General features: G+C 41.6%; 15 protein-coding genes. 12 read left to right on the forward strand and 3 right to left on the reverse strand.

Annotated elements, in window-relative coordinates; all coding sequences use genetic code 11:
- Window positions 1-130: 130 nt before the first annotated feature.
- From BM739_RS09455 to rplY, 3 genes are all read left to right on the forward strand, one after another.
- Window positions 131-1,558: a murein L,D-transpeptidase gene (locus tag BM739_RS09455; protein WP_076539956.1), complete on the forward strand. Its 1,428-nt coding sequence runs from the start codon at window positions 131-133 to the stop codon at window positions 1,556-1,558.
- Between the two features lie 150 nt (window positions 1,559-1,708).
- Entirely contained in the window at window positions 1,709-2,257 is a 549-nt protein-coding gene (locus BM739_RS09460; protein ID WP_076540103.1) for a DUF882 domain-containing protein, read from the forward strand.
- A gap of 187 nt (window positions 2,258-2,444) precedes the next feature.
- Window positions 2,445-2,732, forward strand: a complete 288-nt coding sequence (gene rplY, locus BM739_RS09465; RefSeq protein ID WP_076539958.1) for a 50S ribosomal protein L25 — start codon at window positions 2,445-2,447, stop codon at window positions 2,730-2,732.
- A 67-nt stretch (window positions 2,733-2,799) separates the two neighbouring features.
- Here rplY and BM739_RS09470 read toward each other — a convergent pair whose 3' ends face one another.
- Both BM739_RS09470 and BM739_RS09475 read right to left on the reverse strand, forming a co-directional pair.
- A complete protein-coding gene (locus BM739_RS09470) occupies window positions 2,800-6,780 on the reverse strand; it encodes a translocation/assembly module TamB domain-containing protein (RefSeq protein ID WP_076539961.1) in 3,981 nt (1,326 codons plus the stop codon).
- Window positions 6,780-8,576, reverse strand: a complete 1,797-nt coding sequence (locus BM739_RS09475) for an autotransporter assembly complex family protein (protein ID WP_083698120.1) — start codon at window positions 8,574-8,576, stop codon at window positions 6,780-6,782. The genes BM739_RS09470 and BM739_RS09475 overlap by 1 nt, the downstream gene beginning before the upstream one ends.
- A gap of 257 nt (window positions 8,577-8,833) precedes the next feature.
- Between BM739_RS09475 and BM739_RS20120 the strand changes: the two genes are divergently transcribed.
- The 7 genes from BM739_RS20120 (at window position 8,834) to BM739_RS09505 (ending at window position 13,823) form a co-directional block, all read left to right on the forward strand.
- Entirely contained in the window at window positions 8,834-9,028 is a 195-nt protein-coding gene (locus BM739_RS20120) for a hypothetical protein (protein WP_139326861.1), read from the forward strand.
- A 48-nt stretch (window positions 9,029-9,076) separates the two neighbouring features.
- Window positions 9,077-9,760 carry a YoaK family protein gene (locus tag BM739_RS09480; protein ID WP_076539965.1) on the forward strand — a complete coding sequence of 228 codons (684 nt, stop codon included), beginning with the start codon at window positions 9,077-9,079 and terminating at the stop codon, window positions 9,758-9,760.
- A 223-nt stretch (window positions 9,761-9,983) separates the two neighbouring features.
- A complete protein-coding gene (locus BM739_RS09485; protein WP_076539967.1) occupies window positions 9,984-11,024 on the forward strand; it encodes an isoaspartyl peptidase/L-asparaginase family protein in 1,041 nt (346 codons plus the stop codon).
- A gap of 487 nt (window positions 11,025-11,511) precedes the next feature.
- Window positions 11,512-12,105, forward strand: coding sequence for a hypothetical protein (locus tag BM739_RS09490; RefSeq protein ID WP_076539969.1), 594 nt, complete (start codon window positions 11,512-11,514; stop codon window positions 12,103-12,105).
- Between the two features lie 80 nt (window positions 12,106-12,185).
- The gene (locus tag BM739_RS09495) at window positions 12,186-12,587 is read left to right on the forward strand and encodes an ACT domain-containing protein (RefSeq protein ID WP_076539971.1); all 402 of its coding nucleotides are present in this window, start codon (window positions 12,186-12,188) and stop codon (window positions 12,585-12,587) included.
- Between the two features lie 308 nt (window positions 12,588-12,895).
- Entirely contained in the window at window positions 12,896-13,393 is a 498-nt protein-coding gene (locus tag BM739_RS09500; protein WP_076539973.1) for a PAS domain-containing protein, read from the forward strand.
- Between the two features lie 31 nt (window positions 13,394-13,424).
- A complete protein-coding gene (locus tag BM739_RS09505; protein WP_076539975.1) occupies window positions 13,425-13,823 on the forward strand; it encodes a GGDEF domain-containing protein in 399 nt (132 codons plus the stop codon).
- Window positions 13,824-14,002: 179 nt separating this feature from the next.
- On the opposite strand, the gene BM739_RS09510 is transcribed toward BM739_RS09505, so the two are convergent.
- Complete coding sequence (locus tag BM739_RS09510) at window positions 14,003-15,130, reverse strand: zinc-binding dehydrogenase (RefSeq protein ID WP_076540106.1); 1,128 nt, start codon at window positions 15,128-15,130, stop codon at window positions 14,003-14,005.
- A gap of 512 nt (window positions 15,131-15,642) precedes the next feature.
- Here BM739_RS09510 and BM739_RS09515 point away from each other — a divergent pair.
- Window positions 15,643-16,059, forward strand: a complete 417-nt coding sequence (locus BM739_RS09515; RefSeq protein WP_076539977.1) for a CBS domain-containing protein — start codon at window positions 15,643-15,645, stop codon at window positions 16,057-16,059.
- 82 nt (window positions 16,060-16,141) lie between these two features.
- A complete protein-coding gene (gene hrpA / locus BM739_RS09520) occupies window positions 16,142-20,017 on the forward strand; it encodes an ATP-dependent RNA helicase HrpA (protein WP_076539979.1) in 3,876 nt (1,291 codons plus the stop codon).
- Window positions 20,018-20,381 lie beyond the last annotated feature (364 nt).

Below are 20,381 nucleotides of genomic sequence, written 5' to 3' on the forward strand. Positions count from 1 at the left end.
CTGTGCAAAATCTGCCATTTAACTCCAACTTTCGTATTATCTTTTAACAGTGTCATATTTTATGTAACACATGAATGGGTTTTCTTTGCCATACTCAAAAGCTCGTAGTCAGTATTTAGGAGGATAATTCATGGTGAGATGTTGTTGTCATCGAGTCGCGTTATCTTTTGCAGTGATATTATCCTTGTTTGTTATGCCGATCTCTAAGGCTGCGGCGTCAGATGTGGCTTATAACACCCTTGCACAACATGTATTGCTGATTTCGTTGACTGAGCCCAGTGTTCAAAGGCAAGCGTATTTAACGATTTTGCGCCAAGGTACAGAGTCAGAAAAGCTTGAGTATATCGACACAATACAAAATGAGGTCGATAGGTTTTGGGCTGATAAGTCTGTTGAACTGCAGTATCGCAATCTGGCTTCCAACGCTTCACTTCAAAACAAAGTTTTTGCTTTAGAGCCTCAGGTAGATGATTACTTAAGAGTCCTTAACCATATTAGGCGATTAATGTGGCTTGATAACCGCCATGAATGGCAGCCCATTGTCCCCGGCGGTTTTTTACGGCCTGGCGATAGTCATAAGACCATTAGTGCCATTTCACAGCGTTTATGGTTACTCGGTGACTTGTCATCCCGTTCAGAAGCGCAACATATTTTCGATGACACTATTGCGAGCGCAGTGGTGTCATTTCAGCAGCGTCATGGCTTAAAAGCCGATGCTGTGATTGGTCCCAATACCTTACATTGGTTAAACCAAACACCTAAACAACGCGCCATATTGCTTGCCAGTAATTTTGTGGCTAAAACCAGTTATCAACATCTACTCTCAGAGCGTTATTTATTGGTAAATATTCCTGCCTTTGAAATGGTGTTAGTGAATGATAATCAAATTGCCATGACCTCTAGAGTCATTGTCGGCAAGGCCTATCGAAGAACACCGGTAATGGCAGGGCAAATATCCAATGTGGTCATTAACCCTACTTGGACAGTCCCTAAAAAGCTGGTACGACGGGATATCTTGCCTAAAGTGGCTAAAGATGGTGATTATTTTCGTGCGCGACAATTTGATGTGTTTGATCGCACTGGGAATAAAATTGATAAAACCGCTGATGAATGGCAAATGGCCGCAACAACAGCCTTTCCCTATCGTTTAGTGCAGCGGCCCGGCGAGATTAATGCCTTAGGACGTTATAAATTTCATTTTAAAAATGATCTGAATATTTACCTGCATGATACCCCTGATAAATGGCTTTTTAATAAGTCTAATCGAGCACTGTCTTCTGGCTGTATTCGCATTGAAAAAGTGCAGCAGTTAGCTGAGTGGTTCGCCGAGAATGTGGTGATTGATAAACGCACTTGGGCGAGAATGCAGTCTAATCAAAAAAATACCCAATGGTTTTCCTTGTCGCAAACGATTCCTGTGCATCTGGTGTATTGGAATGCTTGGGTCGATGAAGATAACTTAGCGCAATATCGCAATGACATTTATCATTTAAATAACATAGATAAAACCGTGGTAGCTAATAATGCAGCAAGTTCGTCACAATTGACCTCGCGTTAAGTGTTTGACCTTATTAGTAGTTGCTAAATTACAGATGAATTCTGCAGCTTTTATGTGTTGTTGCGGTTGCTATTGTTTGCCATAAGCTTTAAATTCATTCTCGTTTGTGTGAAAAATGCACAGTTTGAATTTTTAGAAAGTGGTGAGTTAATGTCGTTAGTTTGTCCAGCACGTAGGCAGTTAATCCTTGGTATTAGTGGGGTGGCTGTCGCTTCAATGTTTTCCAATTCTGCTCAAGCAAGTCGTTCTACATTAGGGCACCGTGATCTGAGCTTTTACAACCGTCATACCGGTGAGCGCGGCCAAGGCAGTTTTTGGGTTGATGGTGAATACAGCAGTGATACCTTAACGCTTTTTAGCAATGTATTACGTGACCATAGGCAAAACCAAGCGGCGCCGATGGATAAGCGTTTATATGAAATCCTGTATAAGCTTCAACAGACACTGAATAACTCAGATGAAATTCATGTGATTTCCGGTTATCGCTCTCCGATCACCAATAATATGTTAGCGGCCAACAGTAATGGTGTTGCCAAGAAAAGTTATCATATGAAGGGAATGGCAATGGATTTAGCCATACCCGGCGTTGATCTTAAAACCTTACGTGATGCGGCAATGTCGTTAAAAATGGGCGGAGTTGGTTATTATCCTCGTTCTGGTTTTATTCATGTGGATAGTGGCCCGGTAAGAAGTTGGTAAACCCCGCGGGCTGATATTTAGCCTGATTTAAAGGCGATATAGTTAGTTCATGTGGATATAATCGCGGGGTGATGCTTGTTGACGCTATTTAGCTGTGTTAGAATCCGCGCGCTTAGTTTTATAACGAGCACGAGTTGTTATTGGTCGAAAATAACAACAAAAATTATTTTATATAAGTGAGAATTACATGTCTTATACTATCAATGCTGAAATCCGTACTGAAATCGGGAAAGGTTCGAGCCGCCGCCTACGTCATGCGAATTTAGTTCCTGCTGTAATTTACGGTCCAGGTAAAGAGCCTATTTCTATCAAATTCGCTCAAAAAGATATCATCAACCAACAGTTGAATGAAGATTTCTACACAAGCGAGTTAACTATCGTAATCGATGGCAAAGAAATTAAAGTTCGTGCACAAGCTGTACAGCGTCACGCGTACAAAATGCTTATCGAACACATCGATTTCAAATTTGCTTAATTGCTAATTTGAATGAAAAAAGCGCCTTAAGGCGCTTTTTTTGTAACTAAAATTTGCTTTGTAACGCTTAATCAATATCAAAGCTATAGTAAATATCTAAGGATTGATTTAAGTTGCCGGATACGGTTTCTAGGTAAAGCTGAGAAAAAATATAATACCTTACCGTCATTTCATAGCCGGGGTTAAAAACACCAATACCGTATTTCACCATCAAGTTTTCGCCAATATAACCACTTATGGCAAAACGTCCTTCATCGTTGGCATCAAGTTGCACATTAGAAAAGCCCATTTTTTCAATTAAGCCAGTCGCTGTTGAGCCAATGTTGTTCATTGCGCCGCCGCCAAACTGTGAGCCTAAGCTTAACGCCGCGCTCATCATTAAGGCATTATTTTGATCATTTCCAGAGTTTGCAAAGCCTGTGCCTGTGACTATGTAGGATAGAATTTCTGCTTGCTCTTTGGCAGGGCTTGAAAACAAGGTCACTACCGGCTGCATGGCTGTGCCTGTGACTCTCACGCCAGCGGTGAGATCTTCATCTTTGATTTCTTTTACCGCTTCAATATTTAAGTTGGGTACTGAACTTGGGCCAACAAACTGCACTTCACCGGTACTAATGGTTAGGGTTTGCCCCATAAATTTATAACTGCCGTTATTCACTTTAATATCACCAAATAATAGCGGTGGTTTGAAGGCTTGTTGCTGTAGCAATAATGTTCCTTCTAACTTGCCGTTTAAGCCCATGCCATCAATGTTAAGGTTCTTGCCCACATTAATATTGAGATCGGCCACAATAGCGTAAGGGCTGACTCTTTCTTCTTGCTCTGAAATTGAGTCTTTAAATACCACGTCGCTAGATATCGCTACGCCACCCTCAGCCAGTTGCACTAATGTAATTTTCCCGCTAGGAATATCGACATTGCCCGTAATTGCCAGCTGATTTTTACTAAAGTTAATTTTCACATCAGGAGTGATATCCAATATCGCGATAGGCGGTTGAATAAAAGCAAGCTTTTCGCCTTTTATATCTATGTCGCCATTGAAATTGCCTTCAGGCCAAGTCAGTTTGCCATTGATATTTGCCTGGCCTTTACCCATGGTTAAATCACCTTTGACATTGCCCTGTTGACCCGCCAACGCCATTACTAAATTGATATTTTCAATCAGAGTAGGGTTGTTTGTGGTGGCAATAGCGGCTTGCGATAATGTCATGTTACCGGCGACTTCAGGGTCGTTTAACGTGCCTAATAAGCTTAAATCAGTTGAAAACAGTCCTTGTAATGTCGCCAGCTCAGGGAAGAAACCCTGTAAGCCAGTTAAATCTAACTCGTCAATATTGATATGTCCTGACAGCTCTCTTGAAGGCTGGGTGCTGATGTTAACTTGGCTGCTGATATCTGAGATGCTATCTGCTTGCACTGATAATTGACCCGTTAGTTGCTGCTCATCTAATGTGACATGTAAGTTAACTAAGTCGTAAATGATATCGATGCGATCATTCTCTGAGCGCTTTAATTCTAATTTGCCCTCAGATAAGGTTAAATCAACATCTGCTTGTAACTTTTCAGCCTCAGACCAATTCACCTTGCCATCGAGGCTAGAGTCTCCGCTCCATTGTAAGCGCTCGGGTAATATAGGCTGTAGCAGTAGTCCCGGAGTACCTTTGGCAGTAATATGAATATCCCCTTGTTTGCCAAAACTTGCAGGTTCAATCAGGCACAGGCTATTGCTGGGGTGATTAATGCAAAAAGGACTGGCACTGCCAAGTTGATTGAGTTGATCCCAAACGATAGTGATGGGCTTATCTAACTGCCAATCTCCGAGCATATTGGTTAAGGATAAGGCGTTAACTTCAGTATCAAAGCGCTGTGTATCGGCCGTGTATCTATTGCTCAATTGGGTGTTAATAGCTAGCTCGCCACCCGTAGACAGTTGCAATATTTGCTGGCCAAGATCCCCCGAGGCGGTTAGCTCTACGTCAGTTAGGTCCAGTTGGCTCCAGCTAAATGCAGTACTGGCGAGATTAGCGCTAAATTGATGCCCACTTAATGGTAAGTAGTGACCCGTTAATGTCAGCCTGTCGAGCTTCATATCAGCAAAATCAAAATCGGCCACTTGGGAGCTAATATCAACGATAGGTTGTTTGGCATCGCCAGTGACATCGATTTTTGCGGTAATTGACCCTTTACTATCAGGTAGCCACTGGCTGATGTCGGGTACGTCAAGTAATGCATCTACATCCCATACTTTATCTGCTTGACCATTGATAAGTAGGGTGGTGCCGAGGGCTTGTGCTTGTAGGTCTTTGGCGTTGATGGCGAAGTTATTATCAAATTGCAGCTGACCTTTAACGCTAAGAGGGTACTGATTTAAACTGCCGCTTAAATCACTGTCTGCAATATTAACTTCCCAGCTGGTATCAGTAACCTTACCTGTGGTGGTTAATGCCCCACTGATGTTGCTGCTAAGCTCGGTGAGTTGATAAAGATAATCGATTTTTTCTAGCTGTAAATCAGAGGTGTCTAGCTTGGCTTGCCAGCTAAAATCATTGCCCCAATCAAGGCTCGCTTGACCGCTAATATCACCTGCATCTGAGCTAATGACCATATCTTCGATATCCACATTGGTATGTGATAACTGCAGTGCGGCATTGACAGCAAGCTTAGGGTGATAGGGGCTGAGGAATTGCCCATCAAGGACAATATGTTGTTGGTTGAAGTCGCCTGTACTTGATAATGTTTTGATATCAGTTTCATAGTCAGGCTTAATTAAAGGCCATTGAATCTGGGCGCGACTTATCTCAATTTGGTAAGGCATTTCAGGCTTACTCAAGGTGATATTTGATTCAAAATCAATGGTAAAGTCACCTTCAGCGGCAAGGGTAACGGCTAAATCATCAAAGCCGTTATGAGCACTGATTTTGATTTTTTGCTGGGCTAGATCAGGGATTTCGGACACATTGTTAAGGTTAAAATCAGCGTTAATATTCATTGGGTAATCGTGATTTAGACGGATATCACCCTCTAATGTCGCTTCACCATAATCATGAGAGACGGCAAGTTGCTGCACATCAATTACGTCATCAACATAGCTGCCGGTTAAGGTGATTTTGGCGAAATTATCGGTTCTTGCTCCCAAGACCATCACGCTGTTATTGCTGATCAGTTGTTCAAGGTAAATAGGGAATGACATATAAACCACAGGTAATGCTGCCATAGCCCAGTCGTCATTTACCTCAGTCTCGTCAGTGCTATTGTTCGGCGCTGCAATATCTTCAACATCATCACTGCCAAGAGGAATATCTACCAGCAAATCGTCACTATAAAGGTAATTAACTCTTAAGCCTTTGCTATTCCATAGCGCTTTGCCTTGCAAACGACTGGCGTTATAGCGCATGTCATTTACGCTGACTTCAACTGAATTTAAGTCTAATTCGTTAAGGCCAATAACCACAGGTAAAATCAGCGCTTCAGGTACTTCATCTTTTTTGTCATTAGCTTTATTAGTATTGGTATTGGTATTGGTTTTATCTGTGTTAGCCAGCTGATTATCTGCTAATGCAGCTTGAGTGTTTTGAGCGGTATTTTCACTGGGCGCGTCATCGGCAAATTCATCAGTCGCTACTCGTACCCGCACGCCACTTGCATGTAACTTATCGACGCAGATTTGCTTATTGAATAAACAGGTGGGGAGCCAAGAAAGACTTAAATTATCGACCTCGACAGCCACGCCATCCATTGACCAGCTTGCGTGGTTAAATTCAAGTTGCTTATTGATGGTGCCAGAGCGTAAGTCTAATGCCAGATTGGGCACAAACTGATTGGCTAACATCACCGACATACGTGCGCCGAAAGGCGTGCCAATGAGCACTGCCAGCAAAATCAAGATCAGCAGTGGGATATAGATAATCACTCTGGTGGTATGTTTAAAATATTTCCACAACCGAGCCCCAAGGGTTAATGGCGGCTTTGCTGGCACTTTATCTAGTGGCATAGCGTCATGGGCTTCATGGTCGTTATGAGGCTGGGGCTGCTTGGATTTTTCTGTCATTACAAATCCGTCCCCATGGTTAAATGAATTCGCCAAGATCTATCGACCGTTTCTGTTTCTTTCAAGCCGACACCTAAATCAAATCTAATGGGCCCGATAGGGGAGATCCAGTGAACGCCGCCGCCGACGGAGGCGATAGGTTCAAATGTTTCTGTATCAAAAGCGTTACCCGCATCCACAAAGCTGGCAAGTCGCCATGTGTCAGTTAAATAAAATTGATACTCTAAACTGCCCACCATCAGATAACGACCGCCGACAACCTGACGTGAGGTGCTGCCGTCTTCGTTGGTGTATTCAATGAATGGCCCTAGCTCTTGGTAGCCATAACCGCGAATACTCTGATCGCCACCGGTAAAATAACGCAGCGACGGTGATATTTGGGCGATATTGTCACTGTCAGCAATGTTGGCGCCTAAGTCGAGCCTTGCCACAAAACGATGCCGCTCGAAAAAGGTATCAATCCATTTAAAGTTAGCTTCAAATTTTAACAGTCTAATTTCAGAGCCTAAATTGGGGTCACCATATTGCATACTGTAAATATGACGGTAGCCCGACTTGGGGTCTAAGGTATTATCACCGCGAACAGTTTTGCCAATACCAAAGCCTGCAAGAAGGAATTTTGAATCGTAATCAATATTGGATTGATTATAAAGCTCTTGGCTATATTCAAGTGAATAACCAAATAGCCATTGATCGGCTAGGGTTTGTTGTCTGATCACCCCGAGTAAACGTTTCTCTGACTCTAATTGGCCGGTGTAATCGTAGCTTCTATCTTCTTCATTATAATCTTGGGTAACGCCATATTTATCCCGCAGTAAGCCAATCTTAAATTGTAGCTGATCATCTAACGGGTGCTGTAACGGAATCGTATAGGTGGTTAAAAACTTAGGCCTGTCAGGTGACCATTCCATGGTGGTTTCTTGAGTATGGCCATAGCTGTTAATTTGCGGCATCCGCCAAGTGAGCCTGACCCTTGGCTCAATGGTTTTTTCGGCATTGGTGCCAATATCGGCACCCAAACCTAATTCAAATGAGTGTGTTGGTCTTGGGCTTAAGTCAACTCTGATGGGGACATCGACTTCGGTCATGGCGTCAACTTGTGGTAATACTTTGATATTACTAAAGTAGCCGGTATCGATAAGATTGCGGTTCAATCGATTTAATCGCCGGGTTGAATAATTTGAATTTGGTTCAAACGGGATGAGTTTTTTCATGAACTCATCATTGAGAGTATGACCATGAAACTCGACGTTACCCAGTTGATAGCGCCTACCTGAGTCATAATGCAAGTGGATTTTAGCGGTATTCACATCGCGATTAACCACCACTTCAGCCCGTGAGAATTTGCCATCGAAGTAGCCTCTGGCCATGGCTAATGTAACCAGCTGATTTTTTAACTCTTGATATACGCCGTGATCTAATACATCGCCAGGTTTGATAGTTAACTGATCAAGCCAACGATTAAAGCTGTTATCTTCAATCATTTGCTCACTGAATTTAATGTCTATCCACTGGACAATGGTAGGCGCACCTTCATCGATATCGATGTTAAGTTTCCAAGGGCCTTTGGCCGCTTCTTCAACGTTAATCGATACTTTTGCGTGATAATGGCCGATGGATTCCAGCGCGGCGTTAACATTGTCTTCTACAGTAAATAAATAGGCTCGGCGCTGTACTTCAGAATCAGGATTATTGCCTAAATGCGCTTGGATATTTTTGGTTAACCGTTTTGATGCGCCCGTTACCTTGACCCTTAACCAGTCATCTTTTGCCCAAGCGAGATTGGGAACCATCATGACAATGGCAACAAAAGTGATAACGCAAAATTGAAAAAATTTGAATAACAATTATAGAATGCTTATAAAGGCCATAAACTCATACTATATTGTCGCTAGAATATGTGAAACAGGCAAGTTGTGGAGTGAAATTAACTATTGGAAGCTATAGAAACAATCGCAGTATTTGGCAGTTAGCTTAAAAACAATACTTTTAATTACTTAGATAGAAGATATTTGGATGCTAGCCATGTTAGTTGCTATGTTGTTAGTTGTACTTGGAAAGTATCGTTTATTTATATCTAGAGATGCCGCAGCAACGGGTGTCATTGGCGACTCATATCCCCTATAAAATAGCGAATAATGTTAGTGAACAAGACAAAAAAGCAGACTCAAATATGTTTTGTAATCGTCATGGTCTTATCTGCGGTAATCACAACAATGGCACTTTATTTTTAGATGAAGCGGCTTAATTTAAAGTAAATAATACCTTCATTAATCTAAACGATTTAAGGATTTCTGTGATTTCAAAATTACCTCGTTGGGTGGAATATGGCGCATTTGTGCTGGCATTGGTGGCAGGATTTATTAATTCGGTTGGTTTTTTGGGCTTTAGCCATCAATCGATTTCGCATCTATCCGGCATAGCGACCATGATTGGTACTTCAATTGCTGATGCTTCCTTTATCAGCACTTTGCACTTACTGGGGGTGATACTTAGCTTTTTAGCGGGTTCAACCTTATCGGGATTTTTTCTACGTGGTGGCGCTTTAAGATTAGGCCGAAATTACAGTCGACTTCTGTTGCTGGAGGCGTTATTTATTTTAGGCGCCATTTATTTTTTAACAAAGGATGCCTTGTTTGGTCACTATTTAGCATCGGCGGCTTGCGGATTACAAAATGCCCTAGTGACGACTTTTAGTGGCGCTGTAGTGAGAACGACCCATGTTACTGGTATTTTCACTGACTTAGGTTTGATGATCGGGGCAAGGTTAAGGGGTGAGGCATTTGATAAGCGTAAAGCGCTATTGTTTATGTTAATCATATCAGGGTTTATTCTGGGTGGTGTGTTCGGCACATTTGCTTATAGTGCCTTGATGTTTGAAGCCCTATTTATACCAGCGGCTATTTGTTTAGTCTTGGCTGTTGCCTACTCAATCTTTAATGCCAAAGCTGGCAAACAGCATTCACAACATGAATTGTAAAATAGGATATTGAGCCATAAATTACATTACCAGCGAGATCCATGGGTTGTCAGCGAAGTTGATAATCGTGCTAGCACTTAAGGGATTATAATTATGGCTTAGTCACTATCATTATCTCAAACTGATGAGTTGCAGCTTTGATTAATATTACTTTTCCCATAGAATCAATTCAATTAGAGCATCATTCAGCGCTATAACTTAGCCTATAAGCCCCTTGATAAATATGAGAATAACAATGAATAAATTAACCATGTTGTCATGTATAACCTTGCTGGTTTCGTCTTTTGGCAGTGTTGCCAATGACAAGCCGTTTGCTATTGCGATACATGGCGGTGCAGGCACGATAAAGGCCAGTAGTTTTACCCCTGAACAAGAACAAGCCTATCGCGCTAAATTAAAAGAGGCCGTTGATACAGGTTATGTGGTGTTAGAAAAGGGCGGTTCAAGCCTTGAAGCCGTTACCAAAGCGATCAATATTTTAGAGGATTCGCCATACTTTAATGCTGGAAAAGGGGCGGTTTATACCCACAATGAACAGCACGAAATGGACGCCTCTATTATGGATGGTAAAACCATGAATGCAGGCGCTGTATCGGGTGTTAAGCACGTTAAAAGCCCCATCGATTTGGCGCGTTTGGTGATGGATAAATCAGTACATGTGATGCTCTATGGCGAAGGGGCAGAAGAGTTTGCCTTAAGCCAAGGGGTGCCGCTGGTTGCTAATGAGACTTTTAATACTCAACACCGTTATGAATCATTGCAACGGGCTAAAGCAAAAATGGAGCAAGCTAAGGCAGACAATAAAGACTATATAGCATCTCATAATGCACTTGATGCCGAATTTAAAGTGGGCACAGTGGGCGCGGTAGCGCTGGATAAAAGTGGCAATATTAGTGCGGGTACATCAACAGGCGGCATGACCAATAAGCGTTATGGTCGTATTGGTGATGCACCTATTATTGGCGCAGGCACTTATGCTGAAAATGGCGTCTGTGCAGTTTCAGCAACCGGCCATGGCGAATTTTTTATACGCTACCATGTGGCAGGTGATATTTGCGCCAAAGTGAAATACCAAAGTAAATCCATTATTCAAGCTGCTGATGAAGTGATTAATCAACGGCTTATTACTGCTGGTGGCACCGGCGGGGTTATCGCCATTGATCATCGCGGCAATATTGCCACACCATTTAATACTGAAGGTATGTACCGTGCGACCCGTAAAAAGGGTGAACAAGCCCAAGTGATGATCTGGCGCGATAAATAGTCGCTTAGGCTCAAGCATTCGCTTGGTGCCTGTTGATTTCAAGCCTTGTTTATTTCAAGTTTGTTTATTATAAGTATTATTTATTTAAAAGCTTAACCTAGTGATGCTTTTGCTTAATCAGCAGTCTGCCTCGTCATGGCGTTTTATTCTTATTGCCGTTCAGGTTTTGGATGGTAAATTCTGGATATTGTCTGTATTTCAAAAGGTTAATTTATTTCGGCTTTTTATCATCAACAAGTAATATAGATTAAATGCTGCGTGACAAGTACGAACTTGAAGTGGGTACACTTTACACTTAAGCTTTATAAGCTTGATTGAGTATCGAGCTGTTTCTTTATTTTTCACGGTGGAATTGAATGACTGTAACTGTGGCTTGGGTAAAAAAGACTGTCCGACTGATAGTGGGACGCAGGGAGTGAGTGACGCAATAATAAGGATTTAAGTTGCGATTTTTGGACCTTAAGGATTATTAAAAGGAAGTAGTTATATGAAAGCAGTTAAAGATGGTGTTTACGAAACGTCAAAAATGAAAGTTGTGATTGAAGCTAGCTCTGTCATTAAAACATTTAAAAAGGTGAAGGATTACAACAGGCGCTACTCAAGAGAAAAAATAGCCTTGCAACGATTAACCGGGCTCGATAATTTTCCCAAATTGCTACATTTTGACGATAAAAATACCACATTAACAATGAGTCGTTTAAAAGGTACTGCACCAGAAACCTTATCTGTTGAACAAACTATGATTTTACGTAGCATATTCAGCAATATGCTAGCTCAGGGGGTTGCGCGCCATGCAATGCCTATACGTGATTTACTAGCAGAAAATGACCAAGAACTAGCCATGGTTGATTTTGAAAGAGTAACGTTACGCAGTTTTGAGTGGTCGCCAATTTGGTTGATTGCCAAAAAGGTCAGCAATTACAATTTATATCGTTTAATACGAACCTATCAGCCACTGCAGTTATCTGAACAAGAACAAGTTTATCTAGCAAAAGCAGACACTATTCGTGATTACTTAATGAAGCTAAAACCATTAAAGGTAAAGCTAAAAAACATGTTTAAAAGCCGCAGTAATGAGTAAGTATTAACTTGCCCCGTGATATAGCGATTTATGCCAAGCTTTAGGTTTAATAATAGCGTGTCAGCAATAGAGGAGTCATCATGTCAGGTATGACAGAATTAAATGCACTATTAAAGTCTATGGAGCCACAATTACTCTCACCAGAGTTTGTGTTTTGTACGGTTTCAGGTGTGTTAGCTGATTATATCTGCCTTAATCCAGTGGCGACATTTTGTGAGGCAGAAGGATTAACGTTAGTGTTAGAAAAAACTGCTGCCCAGCAAGCGGGTTTAGCATTTGAAGGCGCATTTCGCCAAATCACTTTAACGGTGCATTCCAGTCTTGAAGCGGTAGGGTTAACCGCGGCGATATCAGCCAAATTAACGGCTTATGGTATTAGTGCTAACGTTATAGCGGCTTATTATCACGACCATATCTTTGTACCATCAGCTAAGGCCGAGCTAGCGCTTTCAGCGTTAAAAGAGTTTAGCGCAGTCACTTAAAGCAATGCTATCAACTTGCTTTAAGTGAATAGCTCATCGCTACTATAGTTAACTTAGCTGTAGTATTTAATTTAGCTATAGTATTTAACTTAGCGATAGTACTAAACTGTCGTGATAGGTTTTCAACAAACTGCAGCTAAAGTTGCAATTTATGATCTAGCTGCTAATGTTATTTTTCAATATTTGATTGGTATAGACCATAGCTTGAATTGTGATCATTCGAGCTTTGTTAAAAATGGATGAAGGCTGAGAAGACATCTTGCTTAGACGTTTTATCGCTTGTATTTAACTAAAGGATTAAGGCATTAATGATAGGTAAAGACAATAAAATGTCAGGGAATGATTATTTTCTTTTCTTTTTAGAAAGCAGCTCAGATTTTATTTATTTTAAAGACAGGGATTTTCGATTTACCTATGCCAGCAGACCTTTTCTGGATCTTCTGCAATTAAAAAACCTTGAAGATATTGTCGGAAAATCAGACTTTGATATTTTTGATGAGCAGCATGCCGCTCATTATCGACGCGTTGATGAAGAAATATTAGCGGGTAAAGTTATTGATTCATTACAAGAAACTTATTTTGATCAACATGGAAAGCTGTGCTGGATAAGCACCAGCAAAACCCCGATTTTTAATGACTCTAACGAAATAATAGGCATGTTTGGTATTAGCCGAGATATCACCCGAATAAAAGAATTAGAAGCGGAAACAACCAAGCTTGCTCAAACAGATAATTTAACCGGATTATGTAATCGTAACAGCTTTTTACAGCAGTCAATATATACACTCAACGCTTGCCCAGCGTAGCGGGAACCATGCTTATTTATTCTTTATTGATGTGGATAGGTTTAAAGGCATCAATGACACCTATGGTCATCCATGTGGCGATGTTATTTTAAAAGAGATAGCGAGTCGCTTGCAGCTTTCATGTCGAAAATCAGATTGTATTGCGCGATATGGCGGTGATGAATTTTTAATATTGGTGACCGAAAATGATAGTTTTGGCATCCAAACTTTAGCCCGCAAAATTCATGGGCTCAACAGTGAAACAATTACATACGAACAAACTAGTTTTAATTTGTCATGCAGTATTGGGGTAGCAAAATTCCCAACAGATGCAGAAGATATAGAAGGTTTAATAAAAGTTGCCGATGATTTGATGTATGAAGCTAAGAAATCTGGAAAAAATCGAACGGTGTTTTCACCTAAAATCGACTTTACTGCAAATGATAACTAATGGGACTTTAAAGTTATTGGTTGTTCTACCATAAATAAACGCTTGAAATAAAAGCTTGAAATAGAAAATTAAAAATAAAAGCTTGAAATAACACAGGCAGTCTTTATTAAAACTGAATAAGAAAAAGCAGATACCATAAATGAGATCTGCTTTTAGCTATAACTGACTATTAGTGGTAACTAGCTTTGAGGTGTAATTAAATACTTCTCTCCGGTCGCTTGTTTTGCATAGCCCGCAATCGTTTTTAAGTTTAATGCCTGCGCTAATGACACTTCATGTGTGTAGTGGCTAGCAAATGTGGTAGTGATTTCATCAGCAACACGCTTACGCATAGCAACCACAGTTTCAGTGCCTAGTTTACCTAGTGCATTGAATAATAAGAATCCATTTACACCCCAAGCAAAACCAAAGTTACGATTTAGCGTAATAGGACCACGGTCTAATGCGCCATAAATGTAAACTTGCTTGAAGGTGTCAGAGCCATAAACGCTGTGCTCTTTCATATCACGAGCGGCAGCCACTTCCATGCAGTTAAGAATATCACTGGTTAATCTACCGCCACCGATAGGATCAAACGCAATTGTGGCACCAGTTTCAATAATTGCTGCAGTTAAGTCAGCAAGGAAACTATCACTACTTGAGTTAACCACGTATTTTGCACCCATATCACGTAACAGTGTTTCTTGTTCAGTTTTACGTACGATGTTAATCAAATCCACGCCATCGGCAATACAAATTCGGTTTAACATTTGCCCAAGGTTAGATGCCGCTGCCGCGTGAATGATGGCTTTGTGGCCTTCAGCACGCATTGTTGCAACCATGGCTAACGCTGTAAGTGGGTTAACAAAAGAAGATGCGCCTTCTTTTGCCGTGGTGCCTTGTTTTAATTCTAAGCAGCTGCGCACATTAGCACTTATATATTGACGATAAGTGCCACCACCAATCACAGCAACAGTTTTCCCCATTAATGCTTGTGCAGCAGCGGATGAGCCCGCAGCGACAGCGGTTCCAGCACCTTCATTACCAACAGGAATTGCTTTACCAACACGGGTTTTAACTGCAGGCATAAACTTAGCAGGAACAGCCGCAGTAATGACAGGATTTTGCTCAGTACCTGATTGAGTCGCCGTTGTCATATCCGCTGCGCTGAACAGAACCGCTAAGTCTGAGGGATTTAATGGCGCAGCTTCAATGCGAATAACAACTTCATCGGCTGATGGCTGTGGCATATCGATATCGCGCAAAGTCAGGGTTAACTTATTGTCTTCGCTGATTGTTGAAGTCAGTTGGATATTGGTATCTGTCATGTCGTTTTGATCCTGCAAATAATTAAAACTGTTGCGCCCGCAATCTGTTGTATTGGCTGCTTTCATTGTCAACAGCATGCAATCTAAGTTGACGCATTATTACTGGTTTTAATTGGCTTATATATAAGGCTAAATGTGTATCACTATTGCTTTAAAGACAATAATGGGGCGAAAGCTCAGATTTTTTATATGCAGTCTCTATATCAGCAATTCATGCTATGACTGTTAGAGCCAGTCAGCGCTTAACTCAGCGCTTAACTTAGCGCTTAACTTAGCGCTTAATCGGCCTGATCCATTAACTGCTCCATGCTATTGCCAATTAATTTAAAAGCCCTATTACCGCAATCTAGTTATTCAATCTGCTGATGTTGTTAAATTTGACTACACTAAATAAGTAAACCGACAAATAGCAGTCACTGACGATATAATTTTAGCCTGTTGATTTTAATGAATTAAGCCTCAGTGGTTCGGTAAAGCGTAAGCGCATAAAAATGATTTAAGGGGTAAATATTATGGATTCAATAAAAATATCTGATTATATGGATCGACAACCCGTACTGTTAAAAGCCGATATGTCACTGGCTACAGCGGTGGAGCATTTATTAAGCAACAAAAAAGCGGGCGCCGCCGTGATTGATAATAGCGGCGCATTGGTAGGTTTTTTATCTCAGCAAGATTGTATGTCGGTAATGCTTAAAAGTAGTTATCACTGCGATATGACAGAAACCGTGAAAGATTGCATGCAAACAGAGGTACTAACCGCATCGCCCGATGGCAGTATTTTACAACTCGCAGAGCAAATGCTGGGGGCGAAACCTAAAATTTACCCCGTGGTAGAAGGCGGAAAAGTGATTGGCACCATTAACCGAACCAATGTACTCAGTGCGATGAATTTGTATATGCAGCAATGTTATTTAACCCCAGCATAGGCAGGAAAAGCCTAAACTAATACCATTCAGTCTAGTTCCTTGCTAGGATCGCATTTTTTGAAATACTTGCTAGGAATTAGATTTGAATTCAGATCAACACCCGCTCTCTAAAGCATACCTAAACTCATGTTATCAAACCGATGCGGCTAAAATTCGTCGTCGGTTGTTTCAGTTGAAAAAAGAGCCGCAATCTGAAAAGAAAGATCAACTCCTGGCTAAGTTATCAGAGCAAGCCGTTAAAGCGTTTGATAAAGCGCAATTTAGGCTCAATAACATTCCAAAAGTGAGTTACCCAGACTCGCTGCCAGTGTCGCAAAAACGTCATGATATTGCCTCAGCCATTGCTAATAACCAAGTGGTAATTGTGGCAGGTGAAACCGGCTCAGGTAAAACCACCCAGTTACCCAAAATTTGTTTAGAGTTAGGCCTTGGTACCCGTGGCTTAATTGGTCATACCCAGCCAAGACGACTGGCCGCAAGAAGTGTGGCAAACCGTGTCGCTGAAGAGATAAACAGCCCGCTTGGCGAGGTTGTTGGCTTTAAAGTCCGTTTTGCTGATGCCATTAGTCCAGACAGTTACATCAAGCTAATGACCGACGGTATTTTATTAGCGGAATTGACCTCTGATAAGTTCTTGAATCAATATGACGCCATCATTATTGATGAAGCCCATGAGCGTAGCCTCAATATCGATTTCATTTTAGGCTACTTAAAACAAGTGCTTAAAAAGCGTCCTGATTTAAAAGTTATTATTACCTCGGCAACCATTGATGTTGAGCGCTTCTCGAAGCATTTCAATAATGCTCCAGTCATTGAAGTATCTGGGCGTACTTTCCCGGTTGAAACCCGCTACAGGCCATTAGTCCGTGATACCGATGCAGACCTAGATGTCAGTGACGGTATTTTTTCTGCTGTTGATGAGTTAATGGCCGAAGGCCCAGGCGATATCTTGATTTTCATGAACGGTGAGCGCGAAATTCGCGATACCGCTGAAATGCTGCGTAAGCAAAATTATCGCGATACTGAAGTGCTGCCGCTATATGCACGTTTATCCTATGGCGAGCAATCTAAAGTCTTTAAAAGTCATGTAGGCCGCAGAATAGTATTGGCTACAAACGTGGCAGAAACCTCATTAACGGTACCGGGCATTCGCTATGTGATCGATCCCGGCACGGCGCGTATCAGCCGTTACAGTTACCGCACTAAGGTGCAGCGTTTACCCATTGAACCGATATCCCAAGCCAGTGCTAATCAGCGACAAGGTCGTTGTGGTCGTGTTGCGGCGGGTATTTGTATTCGTTTATATGACGAAATGGATTTTATGCAGCGTCCGGAATTTACCGACCCTGAAATCCTGCGTACTAACTTAGCATCGGTTATTTTGCAGATGTTAGCCATTGGTTTAGGCGATATCGCTGGATTCCCGTTTATTCAGCCGCCAGAAGAGAAACACATCCGTGATGGTTTCTTATTGCTTGAAGAGTTACAGGCTGTTAAAAAGCAGCGCAAAGACCTTGTACTCACCAACTTAGGTCGCAATCTCGCTAAAATCCCGTTAGATCCTCGCTTAGCCCGTATGGTGCTTGAAGCAAAAGATATGGGCTGTTTGCATGAAGTGATGGTCATTGCTGCTGGATTGTCGATTCAAGACCCACGCGAAAGACCCATAGAGAAGAAGCAAGCGGCGGACGAGTGTCATAAACGCTATAGCGATAAAGACTCTGATTTTGCCAGTTGGGTTAATTTGTGGAATTACATTAAAGATCAAAAAAGCGAGTTGTCGGCGAGCCAATTTAGAAAGCAGTGCCGTGAAGAATATTTAGCGTATTTACGGGTACGTGAATGGCAAGATCTATACACACAGCTTAAACAAGCCGTGCATGACTTAAAGTGGCGTTTAAATGATACCCCAGCAAGTTATGACAACCTGCATAAAGCCTTATTGTCGGGTTTGTTGAGTCATATTGGTTTTAAAGATGCCAATAACGAGTACCTTGGTGCCCGCAATCGTAAGTTCTTTGTGTTCCCGGGGTCGCCACTGGCTAAAAAAGGCCCTAAGTGGATCATGGCAGCAGAGCTAACTGAAACCTCGCGTTTATTTGCTCGCTGCTGCGCCAAAATTCAGCCTGAATGGTTAGAGCCTCTTGCTGCGCATTTGATTAAGAAAAATCATATTGAGCCGCACTTTGAAGCCAAACCCGCCAGTGTTATCGCTTTTGAAAACCAAGTGCTTTACGGCTTAACCGTGGTTAATCGTCGCCGTGTGCAATATGGCCCGATAGAGCCCGTAGAAGCGCGGGAGATCTTTATTCGTAGCGCCTTAGCAGAAGGGCAGTTACAAACCAAAGAGCCGTTTTTTGTTAAAAATCAGCAGCTACTTAATGATATTGAATCCCTTGAGCACAAATCACGTCGCCGCGATATTTTAGTTGACGAACAAGTACTGGTGGATTTTTACGAGCCGATAATTCCGCAAGGGATTTATAACGCGCCACTGTTTTTTAAATGGTGGAAAGAAGCCCGTAAAGCCTCACCTGAGTTACTGGACTTTAACCAAGAGCTGTTAATGCAGCGCAGCGCCGATCATATTTCTGCTTTAGATTTCCCAGAAGTGTGGCACAAAGCCAACTTAGGCTTAAAAGTGAGTTATCACTTTGAACCCGCCGCAATTGATGATGGCGTGTCTATTCATATTCCTGTGGCGTTAATTAACCAAATTGATACCGCAGACTTTGATTGGTTAGTGCCGGGATTACGCGAAGAAAAAGTGGTGGCGCTGATTAAGTCATTACCTAAAACCCTGCGTCGTAACTTTGTCCCCGCGCCAGATTATGGCCGCGCTTGTGTACAAGCGATGGAGCCGTTTGCAATGCCAATGCTTGATTCTATGTGCAAACAGTTATTAAGAATGACAGGGACCCGCATTAGCGCTGATGATTTTGATTTAAGCCAGTTAAGCGCGCATCTGACAATGAATTTTAAAATTGAAGATGATAAACATCGCTTGGTAGATCAAGGTAAAGATCTCGATGCCTTAAAAGATAAACTGCAAGGTGTGGTGGCTAAAGCCATTCGCAATGTGGCTGAAGATGGCATTGAAAAGAAAGAAATTACTACATGGTCATTTGGCGACTTACCTAAGCAATATCAAAAACGCAGGGGCAACTATGAAGTTAAAGCCTATCCAGCGCTAATTGACGAGAAAAGTCAGGTGTCGATTAAACTGTTTGATGATGAATTTGAGGCAGAGCGGCATCATAGAGCAGGTTTAAGACGCTTATTGCAGATTAACATTCCGTCACCGGTGAAGCATTTACAAAAAGCATTGCCTAACAAAGCCAAGCTTGCGATGTATTTTAATCCGTTTGGACAAGTACAGTTGTTAATTGACGATATAATTTCGGCATCAGTGCAGCAACTACTTGATGAAAAACAATTAGATGTGCGCAATGAACAGCAATTTGAGCAAGCTAAAGATTGGGTTAGACAAGAACTTAATGGTTATGCTGAACAGATCTCACTGCAAGTGGAGCAAGTGCTGACTATCTATCAGCGGATCAAAAAACGCTTAAAAGGCAAGATCAGCTTAGATATTGCCTTTGCGATGAGTGACATCAACAACCAGCTTGATAAGTTAGTGTTTAGAGGTTTTGTTGAGCATTGCGGTTGGAAACGGCTTGCTGATGTCGGTCGCTACCTTAAAGCGATAGAGAACCGCCTTGAAAAGCTGCCTGTTGATCCAACCCGTGATCGCTTACATATGGTGAGTATTAGCAAACTTCAGGACTTACTTTCAGCGCAATTAGCCAAGGTACCTAAAACTCAGCCAGTACCAGAAGCACTGCTTGAAGCCCGCTGGATGATAGAAGAATACCGAGTGTCTTGCTTTGCGCAGGTGCTAGGTACTGCTTATCCTATTTCTGAAAAACGGATCGTCATGCATATCAAGCAGGCATGATGGCTGATTAATCCTGTTTGTTAAGCTTAAATAGCAATAAAAGCGCGTAATTTATTACGCGTTTTTTTATGGGCAAATTTTGCGTTGCCGCGAGTGACAAGCGTTTAAATGCCCTGACAGTGAAATCTGTTGTTGAGGTTAAAATTTTAACGATTTAATGCTGAGTCGTGATCTTTTATGAAAGACTTTCAGTTTTAGGTGCGTGAAAACCGTATATAAACGAATATCTTGTATATTCAACATACAATTTGGTAAGTTTTTAGTAATTATTGGTATCATTAAAAGTATTAGCTTGCTACAATTAGCCTTAAGAAGACAGATGGTTACGCTTCTCTGTAATGGTAAATGTCACCCTAAATTATAG

Source organism: Shewanella sp. UCD-KL21 (assembly GCF_001957135.1).
In the GTDB taxonomy this organism is placed as follows: domain Bacteria; phylum Pseudomonadota; class Gammaproteobacteria; order Enterobacterales; family Shewanellaceae; genus Shewanella.

Excerpts from the sequence above, each read along its gene's own strand:
- BM739_RS09470 (WP_076539961.1), bottom strand. The coding sequence starts at position 6,780 with ATGACAGAAAAATCCAAGCAGCCCCAGCCTCATAACGACCATGAAGCC.
- BM739_RS09485 (WP_076539967.1), top strand. The coding sequence starts at position 9,984 with ATGAGAATAACAATGAATAAATTAACCATGTTGTCATGTATAACCTTG.
- BM739_RS09495 (WP_076539971.1), top strand. The coding sequence starts at position 12,186 with ATGTCAGGTATGACAGAATTAAATGCACTATTAAAGTCTATGGAGCCA.
- BM739_RS09500 (WP_076539973.1), top strand. The coding sequence starts at position 12,896 with ATGATAGGTAAAGACAATAAAATGTCAGGGAATGATTATTTTCTTTTC.
- BM739_RS09490 (WP_076539969.1), top strand. The coding sequence starts at position 11,512 with ATGAAAGCAGTTAAAGATGGTGTTTACGAAACGTCAAAAATGAAAGTT.
- BM739_RS09455 (WP_076539956.1), top strand. The coding sequence starts at position 131 with ATGGTGAGATGTTGTTGTCATCGAGTCGCGTTATCTTTTGCAGTGATA.
- BM739_RS09475 (WP_083698120.1), bottom strand. The coding sequence starts at position 8,576 with ATGATGGTTCCCAATCTCGCTTGGGCAAAAGATGACTGGTTAAGGGTC.
- BM739_RS09515 (WP_076539977.1), top strand. The coding sequence starts at position 15,643 with ATGGATTCAATAAAAATATCTGATTATATGGATCGACAACCCGTACTG.
- rplY (WP_076539958.1), top strand. The coding sequence starts at position 2,445 with ATGTCTTATACTATCAATGCTGAAATCCGTACTGAAATCGGGAAAGGT.
- BM739_RS09510 (WP_076540106.1), bottom strand. The coding sequence starts at position 15,130 with ATGACAGATACCAATATCCAACTGACTTCAACAATCAGCGAAGACAAT.
- BM739_RS09460 (WP_076540103.1), top strand. The coding sequence starts at position 1,709 with ATGTCGTTAGTTTGTCCAGCACGTAGGCAGTTAATCCTTGGTATTAGT.